Below are 19,873 nucleotides of genomic sequence, written 5' to 3' on the forward strand. Positions count from 1 at the left end.
CGGAATCTTATTAACCTTTAAGCTGAGCCAGGGCGCGATAATCCGCTCCCAGCGTGGCCTGTAGAACCTCTTTCGGATAATCGTCGGTCACTACCGCTTCGCCCATGCGGCGCAGCAGCACCAGGCGCAGGCGACCGTCGATCACTTTCTTGTCGATAGCCATGTGTTCGAGGAAATCGGCCTCGGTCATTTCCTCCGGCGGCACCACCGGCAGCCCGGCCCGCTGGAACAGGCGAATGCCACGATCACGCTCCTCCTGGCTGATCCAGCCCAGGCGCGCGGACATTTCCAGGGCCATGACCGTGCCGGCCGCGACCGCCTCGCCATGCAGCCAGACACCATAGCCCATATGGGTCTCGATGGCGTGACCAAAAGTGTGGCCCAGATTGAGCGTGGCGCGCACACCCGACTCCCGCTCATCGGCGCCTACCACGGCGGCCTTGGCGGCGCAGGAGCGCTCGATGGCGTAGGTCAGGGCGCCCTGGTCCAGGGCCCGCAAGCGGTCGACATTCTCCTCGAGCCAGCCCAGGAACGGCTCGTCGCAGATCAACCCGTACTTGATGACCTCCGCCAGCCCGGCGGACAGCTCGCGAGCCGGCAGGGTCTTGAGGGTAGCGGTATCAATCAGCACCACGTTGGGCTGATAGAACGCACCGACCATGTTCTTGCCCAGGGGATGGTTGATCCCGGTCTTGCCACCCACCGACGAGTCGACCTGCGACAACAGCGTGGTGGGGATCTGGATGAAGTCGACGCCGCGCTGGTAACAAGCGGCGGCAAAACCGGCCATGTCGCCGATTACGCCACCGCCCAGGGCAACCACCGTGGTACGGCGGTCATGCCGTGCGGTCAGCAGGCCGTCGAAAATGAGTTGCAGGGTTTCCCAGTTCTTGAAGGCTTCGCCGTCGGGCAACACCACGGAAATGACCGAAAAAGCCGACAGGCTGCGGGTCAGACGCTCCAGATACAGAGGCGCGACGGTTTCATTGGAAATGATCGCCACTTGCCGCCCTGCGATGTGCGGCGCCAGCAGTTCGGGCTGGTCCAGCAAGCCTTCGCCAATATGGATCGGGTAGCTGCGCTCGCCCAGGTCGACCTTAAGTGTCTGCATGTGTCCCCACAGTGAAGATGGAATCAGGCGTCCTGCCTGCGATTAACAAAAGTGCCCAACGGGGTTAAATCCCCTCGCTACAGGTCCCGGTGCTGGCCATGACACCACGGGATGGTCATCCGCCGCGCCCCAGGCGGGCCATGACGGGACGTCGAGGATAGCGCATTTCGCCAGGCGCATTAACGGGGAGGCAATTGCTGCAGACGTTCGAGAATGTCCAGCACCACCATTCGTGGTGGCCGCTCGTCGGTTTCCACCACCAGATCGGCGATCTCGCGATACAGCGGATCGCGCAACTCCAGCAAGTCCCGCAGGGTCTTGGCCGGATCGGCAGTGCGCAACAATGGACGGTTGCGATCCCGGGCGGTACGACCGACCTGCTGCTCCACGGAAGCATGCAGATAGACCACTCGTCCGCCAGCGTGCAGCGCCTGTCGATTGGCCTCGCGCATCACTGCGCCGCCACCGGTGGCCAGCACCACGCCATCGAATGCGCAGAGCTCGGCGATCATCGCCTGCTCGCGATCACGAAAGCCGGGTTCGCCTTCCTTGTCGAAGATCCATGGGATATTGGCACCCGTGCGCAATTCAATTTCCTTGTCGGAATCTTTGAACGGCAGGCGCAGCTCTTTGGCCAGCAAACGGCCGATGGTGCTTTTTCCAGCCCCCATCGGCCCAACAAGAATCAAATTTCGCACAGAATCAACGACTCACAGCAATCGCCTGGTTGTTCATGATACGCGGAGTGAGGAATACCAGCAGCTCGGATTTTTTCTCCGAAACCACATCACGCCGGAAAAGGCGGCCAAGATACGGCACATCGCCAAGAAATGGCACTTTATCTACGACCTTGCTCTGAGTATTTGAGAAAACGCCGCCAATCACAATGGTCTCGCCATCGTTGACCAGCACCTTGGCATTGACCTCGTTTTTCTTGATGGGCGGTACATCCTGCACCTTGTTCAGGTAATCCGGCTCGTCCTTGGTGACCTTGACCTCCATGATGATGCGATTATCCGGGGTGATCTGCGGCGTCACCTCCAGCGACAGCGAGGCCTCCTTGAAGGACACCGAGGTCGCCCCGCTGGAACTGGCTTCCTGGTAAGGGATTTCCGTGCCCTTGAGGATTTTCGCCGTCTCCTTGTCGGAGGTCACCACCTTGGGCTGGGAGACGATTTCCCCGTTTCCGGTCTTCTCCATGGCGGTCAGTTCCAGGTCCAGCAGGACATTGTCGGTGATGAACGCGATGCCGATTCCCGATGTGTTGCCCGACGCGCCCATGTCCACGAACGGCTGGTTGGTGCTGGTGCTGCCCGGTGTGCCGATGGTGGTGGAGTCCCCGGTGCTGACCCCGGAAGCGTTCCAGTTACCCTTGTTCTGTATCGAACCACCCCAGCGCACCCCCAGGCTCTTGTCGTAATCGACGTTGGCCTCGACGATACGTGCCTCGATCATCACCTGGCGCACCGGGATATCCAGCTGGGCGACGATCCGTCGCAGTTCATCGAGCCGGTCCTGGGTCTGGTAGGCGATGATGTTGTTGGTTCGCTCATCGACCGTGATGGTGCCGCGCTCATCGGCCTTGGCCTCGGCGCTGGTCACCGACTGGAACAGCTTGGCGATGTCCGCCGCCTTGGCGTAGTTGACCTGCAGCAGTTCACGCCGCAATGGCGCCAGGTCGGCGATCTGCTTCTGGGACTCCAGCTCCTGGCGCTCGCGCGCGGCGATTTCATCGGCCGGAGCCACCAGCAACACGTTGCCGACCTTGCGCTTGTCCAGCCCCTTGGTCTTGAGCACCAGGTCCAGGGCCTGGTCCCATGGCACATTCTGCAAGCGCAGGGTAATTGCGCCCTGCACCGTGTCGCTGGCCACCAGGTTCAGGTTGGTGAAATCGGCGATCAACTGCAGGACCGAACGCACTTCGATGTCCTGGAAGTTGAGGGACAGCTTCTCGCCACTGTAGGCGGCCCGATCGCTATTGCGTTTCTGCAGGTCTTCGACGGTCATGGGCCGGACGCTGACGGTCAGCCGGTTATCGGTCTGGTAGGTGGAGTAATCGAAGGTACCACCGGGCTCGATACTGACGGTGGCCTGGTCCGAGCCGGCGCTGGCATTGACGAACTGCACCGGGGTGGCGAAGTCCTTGACGTCCAGGCGCACCCGCAGCGGTTCCGGCAGTTGGGTCCTGGCAAAGTTGAGGATGATCTTGCCTTCGCGCTCCTGGATGTCCGGAGCGATGGAAGGGTCCGACAGATCGATCACGACATTGCCCTCGCCCTGGGTTCCTCGCTGGAAATCCACGCCGCGAATGGCCCTGCCCGTCGGCGCCCTGGCCCTCGCCGGCGCAGGACTGGCGGCACCGAGGGGCGACGCCTGGGCCGTGGTCCTGGGGGTCGCGCCCTTGCCGATCACCACGAACAGGCTGTTGCCCTCGACCCGGGCGTCATACGGCGCCAGCTGGGTGAGGCCGATGATCAGCCGCGTACGATCCCCCGCCTCGACCACGGTGGCGCTGCGCGCATTGCCGCCCCCCAGGTCATGGGTCTTGCGGGCCAGCTGGCTGGTGACCCCGGGCAAGTCCAGGGCAATCCGGGCCGGCTGCTCGGTGGTATAGCCGCGAGGCGTCGGTGGCGGCCCGTCGAAGGACAGCTTCAACTCGACTCGGTCTCCCGGCAACGCCGCGACATCCAGGGCCTTGAGGCTGGCCGCATGGGCCATCGGCGACATCAGCGCTATCCATAGCGAAATACCGAGGGCTGTCAAAATCCTGTTCATTGTTGGGATTCCACTAATGAGTGCTCTTTCAAAGGAATGGTCCGTGGTCGCTCCAGCCACGTCCCCTCGCCGTCAGGTACGATTTCCACCACATCGACCTGAGTGGCACTGATGGCGACGATCCGCCCGTCGTTGCGTCCAAGGTAGTCACCGACCTTGAGCCGATGCACCCCGCCCGCGCCACGCAGCAGCGCGAAGGAACCACTGGCATTGGCAATCGTGCCGACCATTTCGAACTGTTCGATATTGAAGCCTTCCAGGTATTGCTTGGTCCGGTTGGGGTCGGGCCGCACATTGCGCGAGCCCTGCTGCCGACCGGCCTGGTCCACCGGGACTTGCCGGGAAAACGGACTGCGCAGGTTGGCGGCGCTGTAGGTAAAGGTCTCATAGGGCCTGAATACCGGCATCGGCTCGATCTTGCCGGGCGGGCGCAAGCGGACCTCGTTCATATAGGCGTCCAGGTCGTCGAAGCCATCGCCGCCGTTGCAGCCCGCCAGCACGACCAGGCCCGCCAGCAGGCCGGCGCAGCGAAACGACCTCATGGCTGCTCCTCCTGCTCGTTGTAGCGATAGGTCTTGGCCTGGATGCTCATGCGCAGCTTCGATCCGCCGTTGGGCTCCAGGGGGGCAATCTCGAAATCGTGCAGCGTGACGATGCGGGGCAACCCGGCGACACCGCTGACGAAGGTCGCCAGGTCATGGTAGCCGCCGGTCACAGTGATCTGGATCGGCAGTTCGATGTAGAACGGCTGGGTGGCTTCGGGGAGCAGCTTGATCTCCTCGAACTCCAGGCCACTGCCCAGGCCGGTTCGGGTGATGTCCTCCAGCAGTCCGGGGACCTCGGTGTCGCTGGGCAATTGGCGCAACAACACGCCGAAGGACTCCTCCATCTGCTTCATCTGTTCGGTGTAGCGCTCCAGGTTCGCGGCCATGTGGGCCTTGCCCGCGAACTGCGCCTTGAGGGTACTTTCCTCCCCGCGCACCTGCTGCAGCTGATCCTCCAGGTCGCTGAGGGCAAAGTTGTAGCCCAGGCCCAGGACCAGGATCACCAGCAGGACACCGGCCAGCCATTTGACCGGCATGGGCCAGGAGCCCAGGTTATTGGTGTCCAGGTCGCTGATATCGATCTTGCGCAGCGCGTCGAACCACTCCGCCGGTCTCATTGGGCCTCCTCGATGTCAGCCGGACGGGTCTGGCGTACCGTCAACTGGAACACATTGGCCTGGTCGAGCTGGCCGGCCGTGGTGGCCTTGACCTCCGTCAGGCTGGGAGCATCGAACAGGTCCGATGAGTCCAGGTTGCGCATCAGGTCCGAGACCCGGTTGTTCGACTCGGCGGCCCCCTTGATGGACAGCGTGTGGTCTTCCATCGTCACTTCGGTGAAATACACCCCGTCGGGCAAGGTGCGCACCAACTGGTCGAAGATGCGCCCGCTGACCGGCCGGTTGCCCTGCAAGTCCTGGATGATGCGCATGCGCTCCAGCAACTGCTGGCGACGGGCTTTCAGCTCGCTGATCTGCTTGATGCGCTCATCCAGTTCCGCGATCTGCTGCGAGAGGTGATTGTTACGGGCCAGCTGGTAATCGATGGCGCTGTTGAGGTACTGGACCGCAATTAGTATCACGCCTACCGCGCCGACGAGCGCTCCGGTCAAGGCCAGCAGAAAGCGTTTGCGGCGCTCTTCGCGAAGCTCTTCGCGCCAGGGAAGCAGGTTGATCCGCGCCATCAGTCGAAGCTCCTGAGGGCCAGCCCGCAGGCAATCATCAGTGCCGGCGCATCACTGGCCAGGGCACCGGCATTGACCCGGCTGCCCAGGGCCATGTTGGTAAACGGGTTGGCCACCTGGGTCGGCGTGCCCAGGCGCTGTTCGATCAGCCGGTCCAGCCCCGTGACCGACGCCGTGCCACCGGCCAGCAGGATGTGGTCCACCGCGCTGTACTGGCCCGACGCGAAGAAAAACTGCAGGGAGCGCGACACCTGCTGCACCAACGCTTCGCGAAAGGGCTGCAACACTTCGCCGGAATAGTCGTCCGGCAGGCCACCCTGCTTCTTTGCCAGCCCGGCCTGCTCGAACGTCAGGCCGTAGCGACGCTGGATCTCCTCGGTCAGCTGGCGACCGCCGAACAATTGCTCACGGGTATAGATGATGCGGCCGTTGTGCAGCACGCTCAGGGTGGTCATGGTGGCGCCGATGTCGATCACCGCTACCGTGAGCCGTTCCTGGGACGCGGCCAGTTGCGTGGCCAGCAGGCCGAAGGCGCGCTCCAGGGCGTAGGCCTCGACATCCACTACCCGCGCCGTCAGCCCGGCCAGCGCCAGGGCGGCCTCGCGGACCTCGACGTTCTCCTTGCGACAGGCGGCCAGCAGCACTTCGACCCGCTCGGCGCTGCGCGGCGAGACGCCCAGGACTTCGAAATCGATGGCCACCTCATCCAAGGGATAGGGAATGTACTGGTCCGCCTCGATCTTGAGCTGGTTCTCCATGTCGTCGTCGGACAGCCCGGCGTCCATCTCGATGGTCTTGGTGATCACGGCGGACCCCGCCACGGCCACGGCGACGTTGCGCAAGGGTGTCCTGGCCTTGGCCACCACCCGCGACAGCGCCTGGCCCACCCCTTCGAGCTCGGCGATGTTCTTCTCGACCACGGCGTTGGCCGGAAGCGGTTCGACCGCGTAGGATTCGACACGGTACCGGTCGCCCTGGCGACTCAACTCGAGCAGCTTCACCGATGTGGAGCTGATATCTATCCCCAGAAGCGCATGGGCTTTTTTATTGAAGAGTCGTAGCACTACCAATTCCCTATGACTATCCGTGAGTTACGGACTCTCTAATACGCATTGCGTTCAATCACGCCGGTCCGACGGATGTCCGGATGGCGTTTGCACCGCGAAAAAATGCTTATAATGCGCAGCGTTTTTTTCGCTTTGTTGCTCGCATGGGTCCTTCCCTGCACCTGACGCCTTTTCATTCTTTGCCTGGATATCCAAAAGCCTTGATTCGTCTGCTGAAATTTTTCGGATGGTCCATCGTCGCCGTTTTCTGCGGACTGCTCCTGGGTCTGAGCGGTGCGTTTCTTTACCTTAGTCCGGGATTGCCATCCGTGGAGGCGCTGAGAAGCATTCAGTTGCAGATTCCCCTGCGGGTCTACAGCAGCGACAACAAGCTGATCGCCGAATTTGGCGAAATGCGCCGCACGCCGATCCGTTTCGCCGACATTCCCCCCAATTTCATCAATGCGTTACTGAGTGCTGAAGACGACAACTTCGCCAACCACTACGGCGTCGATCCCGGCAGCCTGATGCGAGCCGCGAGCCAGTTGATCAAGAGCGGGCATATCCAGTCCGGCGGCAGCACCATCACCATGCAGGTGGCCAAGAACTTCTTCCTGACCAGCGAGCGCAGCTTCTCGCGCAAGACCACCGAGATTCTCCTGGCCCTGCAGATCGAGCGGCAGCTGACCAAGGACGAGATCCTCGAGCTGTATGTGAACAAGATCTACCTGGGTAACCGCGCCTATGGCATCGAGGCGGCGGCCCAGGTGTACTACGGCAAGTCGATCCGCGAGGTCAGCCTGGCACAGATGGCGATGATCGCCGGCCTGCCCAAGGCCCCGTCGCGCTTCAACCCCCTGGCCAACCCGGCGCGCAGCAAGGAGCGCCGCGACTGGATCCTGGGACGCATGTACAAGTTGGGCAAGATCAGCGAAGCCGAGTACACCGCCGCGATCAACGAGCCCTTGAACGCCAGCTATCACGTGCCGACCCCGGAAGTGAACGCCCCGTATATCGCCGAGATGGCCCGGGCCGAAATGGTCGGCCGCTACGGCAGCGATGCCTACACCGAAGGTTTCCGCGTGACCACCACGGTACCGAGCAATCTGCAGGAAATGGCCAACACCGCGCTGCACGAAGGCCTGATGACCTATGACCAGCGCCACGGCTACCGCGGGCCTGAATCGCGCCTGCCAGGCAAGACCAAGGAAGCCTGGGCCCTGGAACTGACCAAGCAGCGCACCATCAGCAGCCTGGAGCCGGCCATCGTCACCCAGGTGGACAAGGACGGCATCAAGGTCCTGACGCGTAATGGCGAGCTGGAAGAACATGTGAGCTGGGACACCATGAAATGGGCGCGTCCTTTCCTCAATACCAACAGCATGGGCGCAGTCCCCCGGCAGCCGTCGGACGTCGCCCAGGTCGGTGACCTGATCCGGGTGCAGCGTCAACCGGACAACTCCTTGAAGTTCAGCCAGATTCCGGCGGCCCAGGGTGCCCTGGTGTCCCTCGACCCGCAGGACGGCGCCATTCGCTCTCTAGTGGGTGGCTTCGCCTTCGAGCAAAGCAATTACAACCGGGCGTTGCAGGCCAAACGCCAGCCCGGCTCGAGCTTCAAGCCGTTCGTCTACAGCGCCGCCCTGGACAATGGCTACACCGCCGCCAGCCTGGTGAACGATGCGCCCATCGTGTTCGTCGACGAGTACCTGGACAAGGTCTGGCGGCCGAAGAATGACACCAACACCTTCCTCGGCCCGATCCGTCTGCGCGAAGCGCTGTACAAGTCCCGCAACCTGGTGTCTATCCGCCTGCTTCAGGCCCTGGGCGTCGACCGCACCATCGACTACATCAGCAAGTTCGGCTTCAACAAGCAGGACCTGCCTCGCAACCTCTCCCTGGCCCTGGGCACCGCGACCCTGACGCCAATGGAAATCGCCACGGGCTGGAGCACGTTCGCCAACGGCGGCTACAAGATCACCCCGTACATCATCGACAGGATCGAAAGCCGCAACGGCGAGACGCTGTTCGTCGCCAATCCGCCACGGGTGCCGACGGGCGAGCAGGCCAGCGATGGCGTCGCGGCACCCGCCGCCGAAACGTTCACGGTGAACGCGCCCCCAGGCGAAGCCACGACTGCCCCGGCGGTACCGCAGGCCCCGGTCATTGCCGAGCGCATCATCGACGGCCGGACCACCTACATCCTCAATAGCATGCTGCAGGACGTGATCAAGCTCGGCACCGGCCGGCGCGCCCTGGCGCTGGGTCGAACCGACCTGGCGGGCAAGACCGGCACCACCAACGAATCCAAGGACGCCTGGTTCTCGGGCTACAACGGCGATTACGTCACCACCGTCTGGACCGGCTTCGACCAGCCTGAGAGCCTCGGCCGCCGCGAGTTCGGCGGCACCGTGGCGCTGCCCATCTGGATGACCTACATGGGCGCCGCCCTCAAGGACAAACCGCCTCACACCCAGCCGGAACCGGAAGGCATCCTGAGCCTGCGGGTCGATCCGGTCAGCGGCCGCGCCGCGACGCCAGGCACCCCAGGGGCGTATTTCGAGCTGTTCAAGAGTGAAGACACCCCGCCGTCGGTCAACGAGCTGGGCAACGGTGTAGCGCCAGGCAGCCCGCTGCCGGCGGACGAAGCGGCACCGATCGATTTGTTCTAGGGAAGCCGCGGCGAGCTTCAAGCCGCAAGCTTCAAGTAAAGCCAAAGCAAGCGCGGTAGGCTTCGCTTCCAATGCAGCTTGAAGCTTGCCGCTCGAAGCCCATAAAAAAACCTGGCCGAGGCCAGGTTTTTTTATGGGCGGCTGCTTTTAACCGTTGAACACATCATCCACGCTCTTGAGCGGGTAATTCTTCGGGTACGGCAGGGTGGCCACGCCGGTCTCAATCGCGGCCTTGGCCACGGCGTCGGAGATCAGGGTGATCAGGCGGGCGTCCATAGGTTTCGGAATGATGTACTCACGACCGAATTCCAGCTTGATGCCGCCGTAGGCGTCGCACACTTCCTGAGGCACCGGCAGCTTGGCCAGTTCGCGCAAGGCGTTGGCGGCCGCGACTTTCATTTCTTCGTTGATGCGCTTGGCGCGTACGTCCAGGGCGCCGCGGAAGATGAACGGGAAGCCCAGTACGTTGTTGACCTGGTTCGGGTAATCCGAACGGCCGGTGGCCATGATCACGTCGCTACGGGTGGCGTGAGCCAGTTCCGGGGAGATTTCCGGGTCCGGGTTCGAGCAGGCGAACACGATCGGGTTCGGCGCCATGCGCAGCAGGTTTTCCGGGCTCAACAGGTTCGGACCCGAAAGGCCGACGAAAACGTCGGCGCCGTCCAGCGCTTCAGCCAGGGTGCGCTTGTCGGTGGCGTGGGCGAAGACCGCCTTGTACTGGTTCAGGTCGGTACGGCCGGAGTGGATCACGCCGGTACGGTCGACCATGAAGATGTTCTCGATCCGGGCGCCCATGCTCACCAGCAACTTCATGCAGGAGATGGCCGCGGCACCGGCGCCCAGGCAGACGATCTTGGCTTCCGGCAGGGTCTTGCCGGCGATTTCCAGGGCGTTGATCATACCGGCCGCAGTCACGATGGCGGTACCGTGCTGGTCATCGTGGAACACCGGGATATCGCACTGTTCGATCAGGGCGCGCTCGATCTCGAAGCACTCGGGTGCCTTGATGTCTTCCAGGTTGATGCCACCGAAGGTGATGGAGATACGCTTGACGGTGTCGATGAAGGCCTGCGGGCTTTCGGAATCGACTTCGATGTCGAACACGTCGATACCGGCGAAGCGCTTGAACAGGACACCCTTGCCTTCCATGACCGGCTTGGAAGCCAGTGGGCCCAGGTCACCCAGGCCGAGAATCGCGGTGCCATCGGAAATGACTGCAACCAGGTTGCCCTTGCCGGTGTACTTGTAGGCCAGCTCAGGGTCGCGAGCGATTTCGCGTACTGGTTCGGCTACGCCGGGGCTGTAGGCCAGCGACAGATCGCGGGCAGTAGCGGTGGCCTTGGTGAGCTCGACACTCAGCTTTCCTGGACGAGGATTAGCGTGATATTCGAGAGCGGCAGTTTTCAGATCAGACATGTGGGCATTCCGCTTTTTACTGTGTTGGACAGACGGACCGCCGAGGATACGCCCCTCGCAAAGTCCCTACAAGACTGACCAGTCACCGCTGTCAAGCGCCCTGCCCTACGACTTTGGGCCTAGAGCCGCGAAACACAAGGGCTTGATGCATACAATCCACATTAAAAATGTCTACAATTTTTTATCGAGGCAGGGCGGTCAACATGGCCGGATCGGTCAATGGCAGCAACCAGCGCTCCCGTCCCGGTTCCAGGGCTGCGCGCCGCGATCGATCCACCACCCAGCCACGCGCCTCGACCTGCCGGCCCTGGAGGCGCTCAAGCGAAGCCATATCGAAACGGTTCGCCACATCGGGAGCGACACGCAATACAACCGCCCCCTCCATTTGCAGCCAGATTCCGCCACGATTGCGCCTGATCGTGTTCACGCGACCGCTGAGCACGGCGAAGCCGGCAGCCTGGATCTGTTGCGTCTTGAGCACGGGTGACTGTTTCCATAGCCCAAGACGCGCCTCGCGAGCCTGGCGTTCGGCGGCACCCTGGCAGTCCGCCAAGCCGGTATTCGGTGCCACCGCCACATGAAACCCCAACCCCTCGGCGAGCAGTTGCGCTTCGAGGTTACGGCCGTCAGCGTCATAGACATGAGCCAGGGTTCGCCCATAGCGATCGCGACCCTGCTGACCAGGAAGCAACCCCACCTGCCCGTCGCTGGCCGCCACCAGCGCTTCGAGACGCCGACGGGCCGCAACGGCAAAAGGCTCGTCGGATCGTCCTTGCCGCCCCAGTTCCGGGCTGTTGAGACCGATCATGCGCACGCTTCGGCCATCCGCCAGGCGCAGGGTGTCGCCATCCACCACCCGCTGCACCTTCACCCGGGCCAGCCCTGCCGGGGCCGGACAGAAGGCCTCGGCCCCGCCCAGCCAAATCGCGGACACAAAAAAGGCGCCCACAAGGGACGCCTTTTTCATCACTCTGGAGCCGCCGGAGCGAGCCTCCAAAATGATCAGCCTCAGGCCTTTTTGGTAGCGCCGAAAGCACCGAAACGATCGGCGAACTTCTGAACGCGACCACCGGTATCCAGAGTCTTTTGCTTACCGGTGTAGAACGGGTGGCATTCGTTGCAAACGTCGATCGCCAGGGCTTTGCCGTAGGTCGAACGGGTTTCGAACTTGTTGCCGCAGCTGCAGGTTACGGCAACCACTGGGTATTCTGGATGGATATCGGTCTTCATGGTGTTTCCCTCAGGCTAGCGTGCCGCCACCCAACACTATTGTTGAATACCGCACGTAATTAGGGCGCGGATTCTACCAGACATCGACAATGACGCAAGCTGTCGCTTGTACCAACCGTCTGCTAGGCTCGCGCCCTCATGCACACCCTCGCTCCTACAAGGGTTGTGCCAAGCTTTCCGCCATTTTTCTGTTTATCGAGACCTCGCGTGTCCGACGCCATCCTGCGCCTCGCCCTGCCTTCGCCCCTGCGCCGACTGTTCGACTACCGCGCTCCGGCCGGGGTCCCGCATGACCGGTTGCAACCCGGCATGCGCTTGCGGGTACCGTTCGGCCGGCGGGAGATGATCGGCATCCTGGTGGAAGTCACCGATCACAGCGAGGTCCCGGCCGACAAGCTCAAGCCGGCCCTGGCGCTGCTCGATGCCACGCCACCGCTGCCGGCGTCGCTGTTCAAGTTGTGCCTTTGGACCGCCCAGTATTATCAGCACAGCCTCGGCGACACCTTGAGCTGGGCACTGCCGGTGCTGCTGCGCCAGGGTGAGCCGGCCGAGGCGCGCCAGGAACGGTTCTGGTCTGTGGCGCCGGGCGCCTCCACGGACGATCCGCGCATCGCCCGTGCCCCGCGTCAACGCGAAGCGCTGGCGACCCTGGCCCAGCATCCCCATGGGGTGGCCCATCAGTTGCTGAGCAAGCTGATGCTCAGCAAGGACAGCCTCGATTTGCTGCTGGCCAAGGGCCTGGTCCAGGTGGAGGTGCGCAGGCACATCCCGGGCGCCCGCCACGAGCATTGGCTGGCCCAGCCGGAACTGCCGCTCAATGCCGAACAACGGGCCGCCTGCGAGGCGATTCGCGCGGGCTTCGACAGCTACCACGCGTTCCTGCTCGCGGGCGTCACGGGCAGCGGCAAGACCGAAGTCTACCTGCAGTTGATCCGCCAGACCCTGGAGGCGGGCAAGCAAGCCTTGGTGCTGATCCCGGAAATCAACCTCGGCCCGCAGACCCTGGCGCGCTTCGAGCAACGCTTCAACGCCCGGATCGCCCTGGTGCACTCGGCGGTCAACGACCGCGAGCGCCTGGAGGCCTGGCTAGCTGCCCGCGACGGCGAGGCCGACATCATCATCGGCACCCGCTCGGCCCTGTTCACGCCGATGAAGAATCCCGGCCTGATCATCATCGACGAAGAACACGACGGCTCCTATAAACAGCAGGAAGGCCTGCGCTATCACGCCCGCGACCTGGCGCTGGTACGCGCCCGCCAGGAAAACATCCCCATCGTCCTTGGCTCGGCGACGCCCTCCCTGGAGAGCCTGCACAATGCCTACACCGGTCGTTATGGCCTGCTGCGCCTGAACGAACGGGCCGGCGGTGCCAAGCAGCCACGCTTCCTGCGCCTGGACGTGAAAAGCCGTCCGCTGGACAGCGGCATCAGCGGCCCGATGCAACAAGCCATCGGCCAGACCCTGGCCGCCGGGCAACAGGTGCTGGTGTTCCTCAATCGCCGGGGATTCGCTCCGACCCTGCTGTGCCACGACTGCGGCTGGATGTCCGGGTGCGAACGCTGCGACGCGCGGATGACCGTGCACCAGCGCCATGGGGAGTTGCGTTGTCACCACTGCGGCCATAGCGAGCGCGTGCCGAGGCATTGCCCGCAGTGCGGCAAGGTGGACCTGCGCCCGGTGGGTGCTGGCACCGAACGCGCCGAGGAGCGGCTGGGCATCCTGTTTCCCGACTATCCGGTGCTGCGGGTGGACCGCGACAGCACCTCGCGCAAGGACGCGATGAACCACCTGTTCGCCACGATCCAGAAGGGCCAGCCGTGCATCCTGGTGGGCACCCAGATGCTTGCCAAGGGGCATCATTTCCCGCGGGTCACCCTGGTGGCGATCCTGGATGCCGACGGCGGGCTGTTTTCCGGCGACTTCCGCGCCAGCGAGCGCATGGCGCAGCTGATCGTCCAGGTTGCGGGCCGGGCCGGACGAGCCGAGGAGCCGGGCAAGGTGATTATCCAGACTCACCTGGCGGACCATCCGCTGCTGATACAACTGACCGAGCAAGGCTACTTCGCCTTCGCCGAGCAGGCATTGAGCGAACGGCGCGGCGCCGGCCTGCCGCCGTTCGCCCACCTGGCGCTGTTGCGGGCCGAAGCCCACAAGCCCGGGCAGGCCGAAGGCTTCCTCGACGAGGCCTGTGGCGAGGCAGAGCGCTTGCTGGCCCAGCAGAACCTCACCGGGATCGAACTATTGGGCCCGGTACCGGCTCCGATGGAGCGCCGGGCCGGGCGCTACCGGGCCCAGCTTTTATTACAGGCCAGCGCCCGGGCACCGCTGCACCGCCTGTTGAGCGCCTGGCTGCTGGTGCTGGAACAGATGCCCAGCGGGCGGGCGGTACGCTGGTCGCTGGACGTGGACCCGGTGGACTTGTATTGAATGGACCGCAAGCCTGCCCCCCGGTGGGAGCAAGCTCACACAGGGGATCGCGTGCATCCAGGCCAGCAAGAATAGTCACCACACAACCCCAACCGACCCGCTACAGTTGGCAAGCTCGTCCGGGCCACGGATAATGCCCAGTTTTTCCACCAGCGCATCGAAGCGCCGCCGCGCCTGCGGTTGAAAGAGAAGACCATGAAAGACACCATTCGCCAGCTCATCCAGCAAGCCATCGCCCAACTCGTCACTGAAGGTGTGCTGCCAGAAGGCCTGTCGCCGGCGATTCAGGTCGAAAACACCCGCGACAAGACCCACGGCGACTTTGCCAGCAACATCGCCATGATGCTGGCCAAGCCGGCCGGCATGAAGCCGCGGGACCTGGCCGAGAAAATCATCGCCGCGCTGCCGGCCGACGAGAACGTCTCCAAGGCGGAGATCGCCGGTCCCGGGTTCATCAATTTCTTCCAGAACACCCAGGCCCTGGCTTCGCGCCTGGACGCGGCCCTGGCCGACGAACGCATCGGGGTTCGCAAGGCCGGCCCGCTGCAGCGCACCGTGGTGGACCTGTCGGCCCCCAACCTCGCCAAGGAAATGCACGTCGGCCACCTGCGTTCCACCATCATCGGCGACGGCGTGGCCCGGGTACTGGAATTCCTCGGCGACACCGTGATTCGCCAGAACCATGTCGGCGACTGGGGCACCCAGTTCGGCATGCTGATGGCCTACCTGCAGGAAAACCCCATCACCAGCGATGAACTGTCGGACCTGGAGAACTTCTACCGCGCCGCCAAGCAACGCTTCGACGAATCCCCCGAGTTCGCCGACCGCGCCCGCGGCCTGGTGGTCAAGTTGCAGGCCGGCGACGCCGAGTGCCTGGCGCTGTGGACCCGGTTCAAGGACATCTCCCTGTCCCACTGCCAGAAAATCTACGAGCTGCTGAACGTTAAGCTGACCATGGCCGACGTCATGGGCGAAAGCGCCTACAACGACGACCTGATCAACGTGGTCAATGACCTCAAGGCCAAGGGCATGCTGGTGGAAAGCAACGGCGCCCAGTGCGTGTTCCTCGACCAGTTCAAGACTGCCGACGGCGAACCGCTGCCGGTGATCATCGTCAAGGCCGACGGCGGCTACCTGTACGCCACCACCGACCTGGCCGCCGTACGCTACCGCAACAGCGTGCTCAAGGCCGATCGGGTGTTGTACTTCGTCGACCAGCGCCAGGCCCTGCACTTCCAGCAAGTGTTCGAAGTGGCACGCCAGGCCGGTTTCGTGGCCCGGCCGATGGAAATGGAGCACATGGGCTTCGGCACCATGAACGGCGCCGATGGCCGCCCTTTCAAGACTCGCGACGGCGGCACGGTGAAGCTGATCGACCTGCTGACCGAAGCCCAGGAACGCGCCTATACCCTGGTCAAGGGCAAGAACCCGGACCTGGCCGAGGATGAGCTGCGCAAGATCGCCAAGGTGGTGGGCATCGACGCGGTGAAATACGCCGACCTGTCCAAGCACCGCACCAGCGACTACAGCTTCAACTTCGACCTGATGCTCAACTTCGAAGGCAACACCGCGCCATACCTGCTGTACGCCTACACCCGTGTGGCGGGCGTGTTCCGCAAGCTCGGCAAAGGCCTCGACGAAGTGGACGGGCGGATCGTGCTCCAGGCCCCACAGGAGCAGGAGCTGGCGGCGAAGCTGGCGCAGTTCGGCGAAGTGCTCAACAACGTCGCCGACAAGGGCACGCCACACACCCTGTGCGCTTATCTGTACGATGTGGCCGGCCTGTTCTCCAGCTTCTACGAGAACTGCCCGATCCTCAACGCCGACACCCCCGAGCAAATGCAAAGCCGCCTGCGTCTTGCCGCGCTGACCGCGCGCACGCTCAAGCAGGGCCTGGAACTGCTGGGCCTGGAAACCCTGGAGCGCATGTAAGTTGGCCGCCAAGAAAAAACCTGCACCCAAGCGCGGCGCCAGTCGTTACCAGCCCCCGGCCAAGAAGCCGATTCCGGGCTGGTTGTGGATGGCCATCGGCCTGACCGTTGGCGCTTTCATAGTGTTCCTGATGAAGCTGGAGCCGGGCCAGGGCGATGACGTCAAGCGCGTCCGCCAGGAGCAACAGAAAGCCACGCGCATCGCCGAGGCCAACAAGACCCCGCCGAGCCCGACGCAACCGGTGAAGCCCAAGTACGACTTCTACACCCTGCTGCCGGAATCGGAAGTCATCGTGCCGCCCGAGGCGGTGCCGGAGAAAACCCTGCCGACTCCGCAAGTACCCGCCACGCCGGTGACACCGGCCGAAGCGGCGAAGATCGACACCGCCCGTGCCCAGGCGGCCCTGGCCGGCATTACGCCGCCACCGGCCCCTCCCGTGCAGAAAGCGGCCCCGGTGACGAAGTTCTTTCTGCAGGCTGGCTCCTTCCGCAAGGAAGCCGATGCCGACAAGGTGCGGGCACAGATCATCCTGCTGGGCCAGTCCGTGTCGGTGGAGTCCGGCACGGTGAAGGATGAGACCTGGTACCGGGTGCTGGTCGGCCCGTTCAGCAATCGCGAAGAGCTGACCAAGGCGCAGAAACAGCTGGCTGGCAGTGGTTTCAGCAACCTGTTGTTACAACAACGCCAGAGCCGCTGATCGCACACGGTGTCCACCCGAGCGACCCACTGTGGCGAGGGGATGAGCGAAACACACCGCTCATCCCCTCTGGGCCCCCACGGTTGAAAAAAACCATACCACCCCCATATGAGTTTTCATCCGGGCATTTTCGCCCCGCTGCGTGGAGACTCTTCCCTTGACCACCATCGTTTCAGTCCGCCGTGATGGCAAAGTCGTCATGGGTGGCGACGGCCAGGTTTCACTGGGCAACACCGTGATGAAAGGCAACGCGAAGAAAGTCCGTCGCCTGTACCACGGCCAGGTCATCGCCGGTTTTGCCGGGGCCACCGCCGACGCTTTCACCCTGTTCGAGCGCTTCGAAGGCCAGCTTGAAAAACATCAGGGCCACCTGATTCGTGCCGCCGTCGAACTGGCCAAGGAATGGCGCACCGACCGCTCCCTGAGTCGCCTCGAAGCGATGCTCGCGGTTGCCAACAAGGACGCCTCGCTGATCATCACCGGCAACGGCGACGTGGTCGAACCCGAAGACGGCCTGATCGCCATGGGCTCCGGCGGTGCCTACGCCCAGGCGGCCGCCAGCGCACTGCTGAAAAAGACCGACCTGTCGGCCCGGGAGATCGTCGAGACTGCCTTGAGCATCGCCGGCGACATCTGTGTCTTCACCAACCATACCCAGACCATTGAGGAGCAGGATCTCGCGCAATAAGCCTGTTCCGGCCCAGCGCCACGGCTCATTCCTGCTCGAGGACCGTCAATTACCATGTCCATGACTCCCCGCGAAATCGTCCACGAACTCAACCGTCACATCATCGGCCAGGACGATGCCAAGCGCGCCGTAGCCATCGCCTTGCGCAATCGCTGGCGCCGGATGCAGCTGCCCGAAGAGCTGCGCGTCGAAGTGACCCCCAAGAACATCCTGATGATCGGCCCGACCGGCGTCGGCAAGACCGAGATCGCCCGCCGCCTGGCCAAGCTCGCCAACGCGCCGTTCATCAAGGTCGAAGCCACCAAGTTCACCGAAGTCGGCTATGTCGGCCGCGACGTCGAGTCGATCATCCGCGACCTGGCCGATGCCGCCATCAAGCTGTTGCGCGAACAGGAAATCACCAAGGTGCGCCACCGCGCCGAAGATGCCGCCGAAGAGCGCATTCTCGATGCACTGCTGCCGCCGGCGCGCATGGGCTTCAACGCCGACTCCGCCGCGACCCAGGATTCCAACACCCGCCAACTGTTCCGCAAGCGCCTGCGCGAAGGCCAGTTGGACGACAAGGAAATCGAGATCGAAGTCGCCGAAATGGCCGGCGTCGATATCTCCGCGCCGCCAGGCATGGAAGAGATGACCAACCAGCTGCAGAGCCTGTTCGCCAATATGGGCAAGGGCAAGCGCAAGAGCCGCAAGCTCAAGGTCAAGGAAGCGCTGAAGCTGGTACGCGATGAAGAGGCCAGCCGCCTGGTCAACGAAGACGAACTGAAAGCCAAGGCCCTGGAAGCAGTCGAGCAGCACGGCATCGTATTCATCGATGAGATCGACAAGGTCGCCAAGCGCGGCAATGTCGGCGGCGCCGATGTATCCCGCGAAGGCGTGCAGCGCGACCTGCTGCCGCTGATCGAAGGCTGCACGGTCAACACCAAGCTGGGCATGGTCAAGACCGACCACATCCTGTTCATCGCCTCCGGCGCGTTCCACCTGAGCAAGCCGAGCGACCTCGTACCGGAGCTGCAGGGTCGCCTGCCGATCCGTGTGGAGCTCAAGGCCCTGTCGCCGGAAGACTTCGAGCGCATCCTGAGCGAGCCCCATGCATCACTGACCGAACAGTACTGCGCGCTGCTCAAGACCGAAGGCCTGAACATCGAGTTCGCGCCGGAAGGCATCAAGCGCCTGGCGCAGATCGCCTGGCAGGTCAACGAGAAGACCGAGAACATCGGTGCCCGTCGCCTGCACACGCTGCTGGAACGCCTGCTCGAGGAGGTTTCGTTCAGCGCCGGCGACCTGGCCAGCGCCCACAACGAAGCGCCGATCCGCATCGACGCCGAGTACGTCAACAGCCACCTGGGCGAACTGGCGCAGAACGAAGACCTGTCGCGGTATATCCTGTAAGCCACCGACAGATGTCCGGCACCAGTGAGAGCGAGCTTGCTCGCGATGGCGGCATAACATTCAACCCATGAGTTGACTGTCAAACCGTTATCGCGAGCAGGCTCGCTCCCATATGGACCGTGTCGCTTTTGCAGATCAAGGCATCCTTCCGAGACGGATCACAGGCCATGACCAAACTCCCCACCGCCATCAACCTGCACAAAGCCTCCAAGACCCTGACGCTCAGATACGCGCCGGACGAGGAGTACCACCTGCCCGCCGAATTCCTGCGGGTGCACTCGCCTTCCGCCGAGGTCCAGGGCCACGGCAAACCCATCCTGCAATATGGCAAGCTCAACGTTGCCCTGACCAAGGTCGAGCCGGCCGGCCAGTACGCACTGAAACTGACCTTCGACGACGGCCATGACAGCGGACTGTTCACCTGGGACTACCTGTACCAGCTGGCGGTGCGCCAGGAGGACCTGTGGAACGATTATCTGGCCGAACTCAAGGCGGCCGGAAAAACCCGCGACCCGAACGAGTCCGTCGTCAAGCTGATGCTCTAGCTCAAGGGCTGGCGCTTTAGGGCGCATTTTCTAGACTCATCTGCTTGAATCCCCCCGCGGCGAGGTCAATGACTGGCCTGCTTGCGAAAAAAATCAAACTCGGGTAACCAATGGACCTGGCAAGTTCCCTGCAAAGGAACTGGGGAGTTCCTTTGCATATGCTTCCTCATTGAGATCGATGCGGAATTAACGGTCACCCGAGCAGCGTACCCGCCATGGG

At 63.2% G+C, this 19,873-nt stretch carries 17 protein-coding genes; 7 read left to right on the plus strand and 10 right to left on the minus strand.

Going from position 1 to position 19,873, the window contains the following annotated elements; all coding sequences use genetic code 11:
* Window positions 1-10: 10 nt before the first annotated feature.
* The 7 genes from aroB to BT179_RS12165 all read right to left on the minus strand — a co-directional run bounded on the left by aroB (window position 11) and on the right by BT179_RS12165 (window position 6,675).
* Window positions 11-1,111 (minus strand): 3-dehydroquinate synthase, encoded by a 1,101-nt coding sequence (gene aroB, locus BT179_RS12135; RefSeq protein ID WP_072397987.1) that lies wholly within the window; start codon window positions 1,109-1,111, stop codon window positions 11-13.
* 179 nt (window positions 1,112-1,290) lie between these two features.
* Window positions 1,291-1,809: a shikimate kinase AroK gene (aroK, locus tag BT179_RS12140; protein WP_072397986.1), complete on the minus strand. Its 519-nt coding sequence runs from the start codon at window positions 1,807-1,809 to the stop codon at window positions 1,291-1,293.
* 4 nt (window positions 1,810-1,813) lie between these two features.
* Window positions 1,814-3,886 (minus strand): type IV pilus secretin PilQ, encoded by a 2,073-nt coding sequence (pilQ, locus tag BT179_RS12145; protein ID WP_072431661.1) that lies wholly within the window; start codon window positions 3,884-3,886, stop codon window positions 1,814-1,816.
* The gene (locus tag BT179_RS12150) at window positions 3,883-4,428 is read right to left on the minus strand and encodes a pilus assembly protein PilP (RefSeq protein WP_072397984.1); all 546 of its coding nucleotides are present in this window, start codon (window positions 4,426-4,428) and stop codon (window positions 3,883-3,885) included. The genes pilQ and BT179_RS12150 overlap by 4 nt, the downstream gene beginning before the upstream one ends.
* Window positions 4,425-5,048, minus strand: a complete 624-nt coding sequence (gene pilO, locus BT179_RS12155; RefSeq protein ID WP_072397983.1) for a type 4a pilus biogenesis protein PilO — start codon at window positions 5,046-5,048, stop codon at window positions 4,425-4,427. Before pilO ends, BT179_RS12150 begins: the two co-directional genes overlap by 4 nt.
* On the minus strand, window positions 5,045-5,611 hold the full coding sequence (locus tag BT179_RS12160; RefSeq protein WP_072397982.1) for a PilN domain-containing protein: 567 nt from the start codon (window positions 5,609-5,611) through the stop codon (window positions 5,045-5,047). Before BT179_RS12160 ends, pilO begins: the two co-directional genes overlap by 4 nt.
* Entirely contained in the window at window positions 5,611-6,675 is a 1,065-nt protein-coding gene (locus tag BT179_RS12165) for a pilus assembly protein PilM (protein WP_072397981.1), read from the minus strand. Before BT179_RS12165 ends, BT179_RS12160 begins: the two co-directional genes overlap by 1 nt.
* 206 nt (window positions 6,676-6,881) lie before the next feature.
* Here BT179_RS12165 and BT179_RS12170 point away from each other — a divergent pair, with 206 nt between their 5' ends.
* Window positions 6,882-9,326 carry a penicillin-binding protein 1A gene (locus BT179_RS12170; protein ID WP_168199086.1) on the plus strand — a complete coding sequence of 815 codons (2,445 nt, stop codon included), beginning with the start codon at window positions 6,882-6,884 and terminating at the stop codon, window positions 9,324-9,326.
* 147 nt (window positions 9,327-9,473) lie between these two features.
* Here BT179_RS12170 and BT179_RS12175 read toward each other — a convergent pair whose 3' ends face one another.
* The 3 genes from BT179_RS12175 to rpmE form a co-directional block, all read right to left on the minus strand.
* Window positions 9,474-10,742, minus strand: coding sequence for a malic enzyme-like NAD(P)-binding protein (locus BT179_RS12175; RefSeq protein WP_072397979.1), 1,269 nt, complete (start codon window positions 10,740-10,742; stop codon window positions 9,474-9,476).
* A 181-nt stretch (window positions 10,743-10,923) separates the two neighbouring features.
* Complete coding sequence (locus tag BT179_RS12180) at window positions 10,924-11,709, minus strand: thermonuclease family protein (protein WP_072431662.1); 786 nt, start codon at window positions 11,707-11,709, stop codon at window positions 10,924-10,926.
* 41 nt (window positions 11,710-11,750) lie between these two features.
* Entirely contained in the window at window positions 11,751-11,972 is a 222-nt protein-coding gene (gene rpmE, locus BT179_RS12185; RefSeq protein WP_072397977.1) for a 50S ribosomal protein L31, read from the minus strand.
* Between the two features lie 207 nt (window positions 11,973-12,179).
* Between rpmE and BT179_RS12190 the strand changes: the two genes are divergently transcribed.
* From BT179_RS12190 to BT179_RS12215, 6 genes are all read left to right on the plus strand, one after another.
* Entirely contained in the window at window positions 12,180-14,399 is a 2,220-nt protein-coding gene (locus tag BT179_RS12190) for a primosomal protein N' (protein ID WP_072431663.1), read from the plus strand.
* 195 nt (window positions 14,400-14,594) lie between these two features.
* Window positions 14,595-16,331: an arginine--tRNA ligase gene (argS, locus tag BT179_RS12195; protein WP_072431664.1), complete on the plus strand. Its 1,737-nt coding sequence runs from the start codon at window positions 14,595-14,597 to the stop codon at window positions 16,329-16,331.
* Between the two features lies 1 nt (window position 16,332).
* Window positions 16,333-17,028 (plus strand): SPOR domain-containing protein, encoded by a 696-nt coding sequence (locus tag BT179_RS12200; protein WP_072397974.1) that lies wholly within the window; start codon window positions 16,333-16,335, stop codon window positions 17,026-17,028.
* Window positions 17,029-17,185: 157 nt separating this feature from the next.
* Entirely contained in the window at window positions 17,186-17,716 is a 531-nt protein-coding gene (hslV, locus tag BT179_RS12205; RefSeq protein WP_072397973.1) for an ATP-dependent protease subunit HslV, read from the plus strand.
* Between the two features lie 54 nt (window positions 17,717-17,770).
* Window positions 17,771-19,108 carry an ATP-dependent protease ATPase subunit HslU gene (gene hslU, locus BT179_RS12210; RefSeq protein ID WP_072397972.1) on the plus strand — a complete coding sequence of 446 codons (1,338 nt, stop codon included), beginning with the start codon at window positions 17,771-17,773 and terminating at the stop codon, window positions 19,106-19,108.
* A 167-nt stretch (window positions 19,109-19,275) separates the two neighbouring features.
* Window positions 19,276-19,653 (plus strand): gamma-butyrobetaine hydroxylase family protein, encoded by a 378-nt coding sequence (locus BT179_RS12215; protein ID WP_072397971.1) that lies wholly within the window; start codon window positions 19,276-19,278, stop codon window positions 19,651-19,653.
* The last annotated feature ends 220 nt before the right edge of the window (window positions 19,654-19,873 follow it).

The organism is Pseudomonas sp. NFACC43, from assembly GCF_900119645.1.
Lineage (GTDB): Bacteria > Pseudomonadota > Gammaproteobacteria > Pseudomonadales > Pseudomonadaceae > Aquipseudomonas.

Bases quoted from the DNA above. Each gene is read 5' to 3' on its own strand.
- aroB (WP_072397987.1), bottom strand. From the start codon at position 1,111: ATGCAGACACTTAAGGTCGACCTGGGCGAGCGCAGCTACCCGATCCAT.
- pilQ (WP_072431661.1), bottom strand. From the start codon at position 3,886: ATGAACAGGATTTTGACAGCCCTCGGTATTTCGCTATGGATAGCGCTG.
- BT179_RS12150 (WP_072397984.1), bottom strand. From the start codon at position 4,428: ATGAGGTCGTTTCGCTGCGCCGGCCTGCTGGCGGGCCTGGTCGTGCTG.
- pilO (WP_072397983.1), bottom strand. From the start codon at position 5,048: ATGAGACCGGCGGAGTGGTTCGACGCGCTGCGCAAGATCGATATCAGC.
- BT179_RS12160 (WP_072397982.1), bottom strand. From the start codon at position 5,611: ATGGCGCGGATCAACCTGCTTCCCTGGCGCGAAGAGCTTCGCGAAGAG.
- BT179_RS12175 (WP_072397979.1), bottom strand. From the start codon at position 10,742: ATGTCTGATCTGAAAACTGCCGCTCTCGAATATCACGCTAATCCTCGT.
- BT179_RS12180 (WP_072431662.1), bottom strand. From the start codon at position 11,709: ATGAAAAAGGCGTCCCTTGTGGGCGCCTTTTTTGTGTCCGCGATTTGG.
- rpmE (WP_072397977.1), bottom strand. From the start codon at position 11,972: ATGAAGACCGATATCCATCCAGAATACCCAGTGGTTGCCGTAACCTGC.
- argS (WP_072431664.1), top strand. From the start codon at position 14,595: ATGAAAGACACCATTCGCCAGCTCATCCAGCAAGCCATCGCCCAACTC.
- hslU (WP_072397972.1), top strand. From the start codon at position 17,771: ATGTCCATGACTCCCCGCGAAATCGTCCACGAACTCAACCGTCACATC.
- BT179_RS12215 (WP_072397971.1), top strand. From the start codon at position 19,276: ATGACCAAACTCCCCACCGCCATCAACCTGCACAAAGCCTCCAAGACC.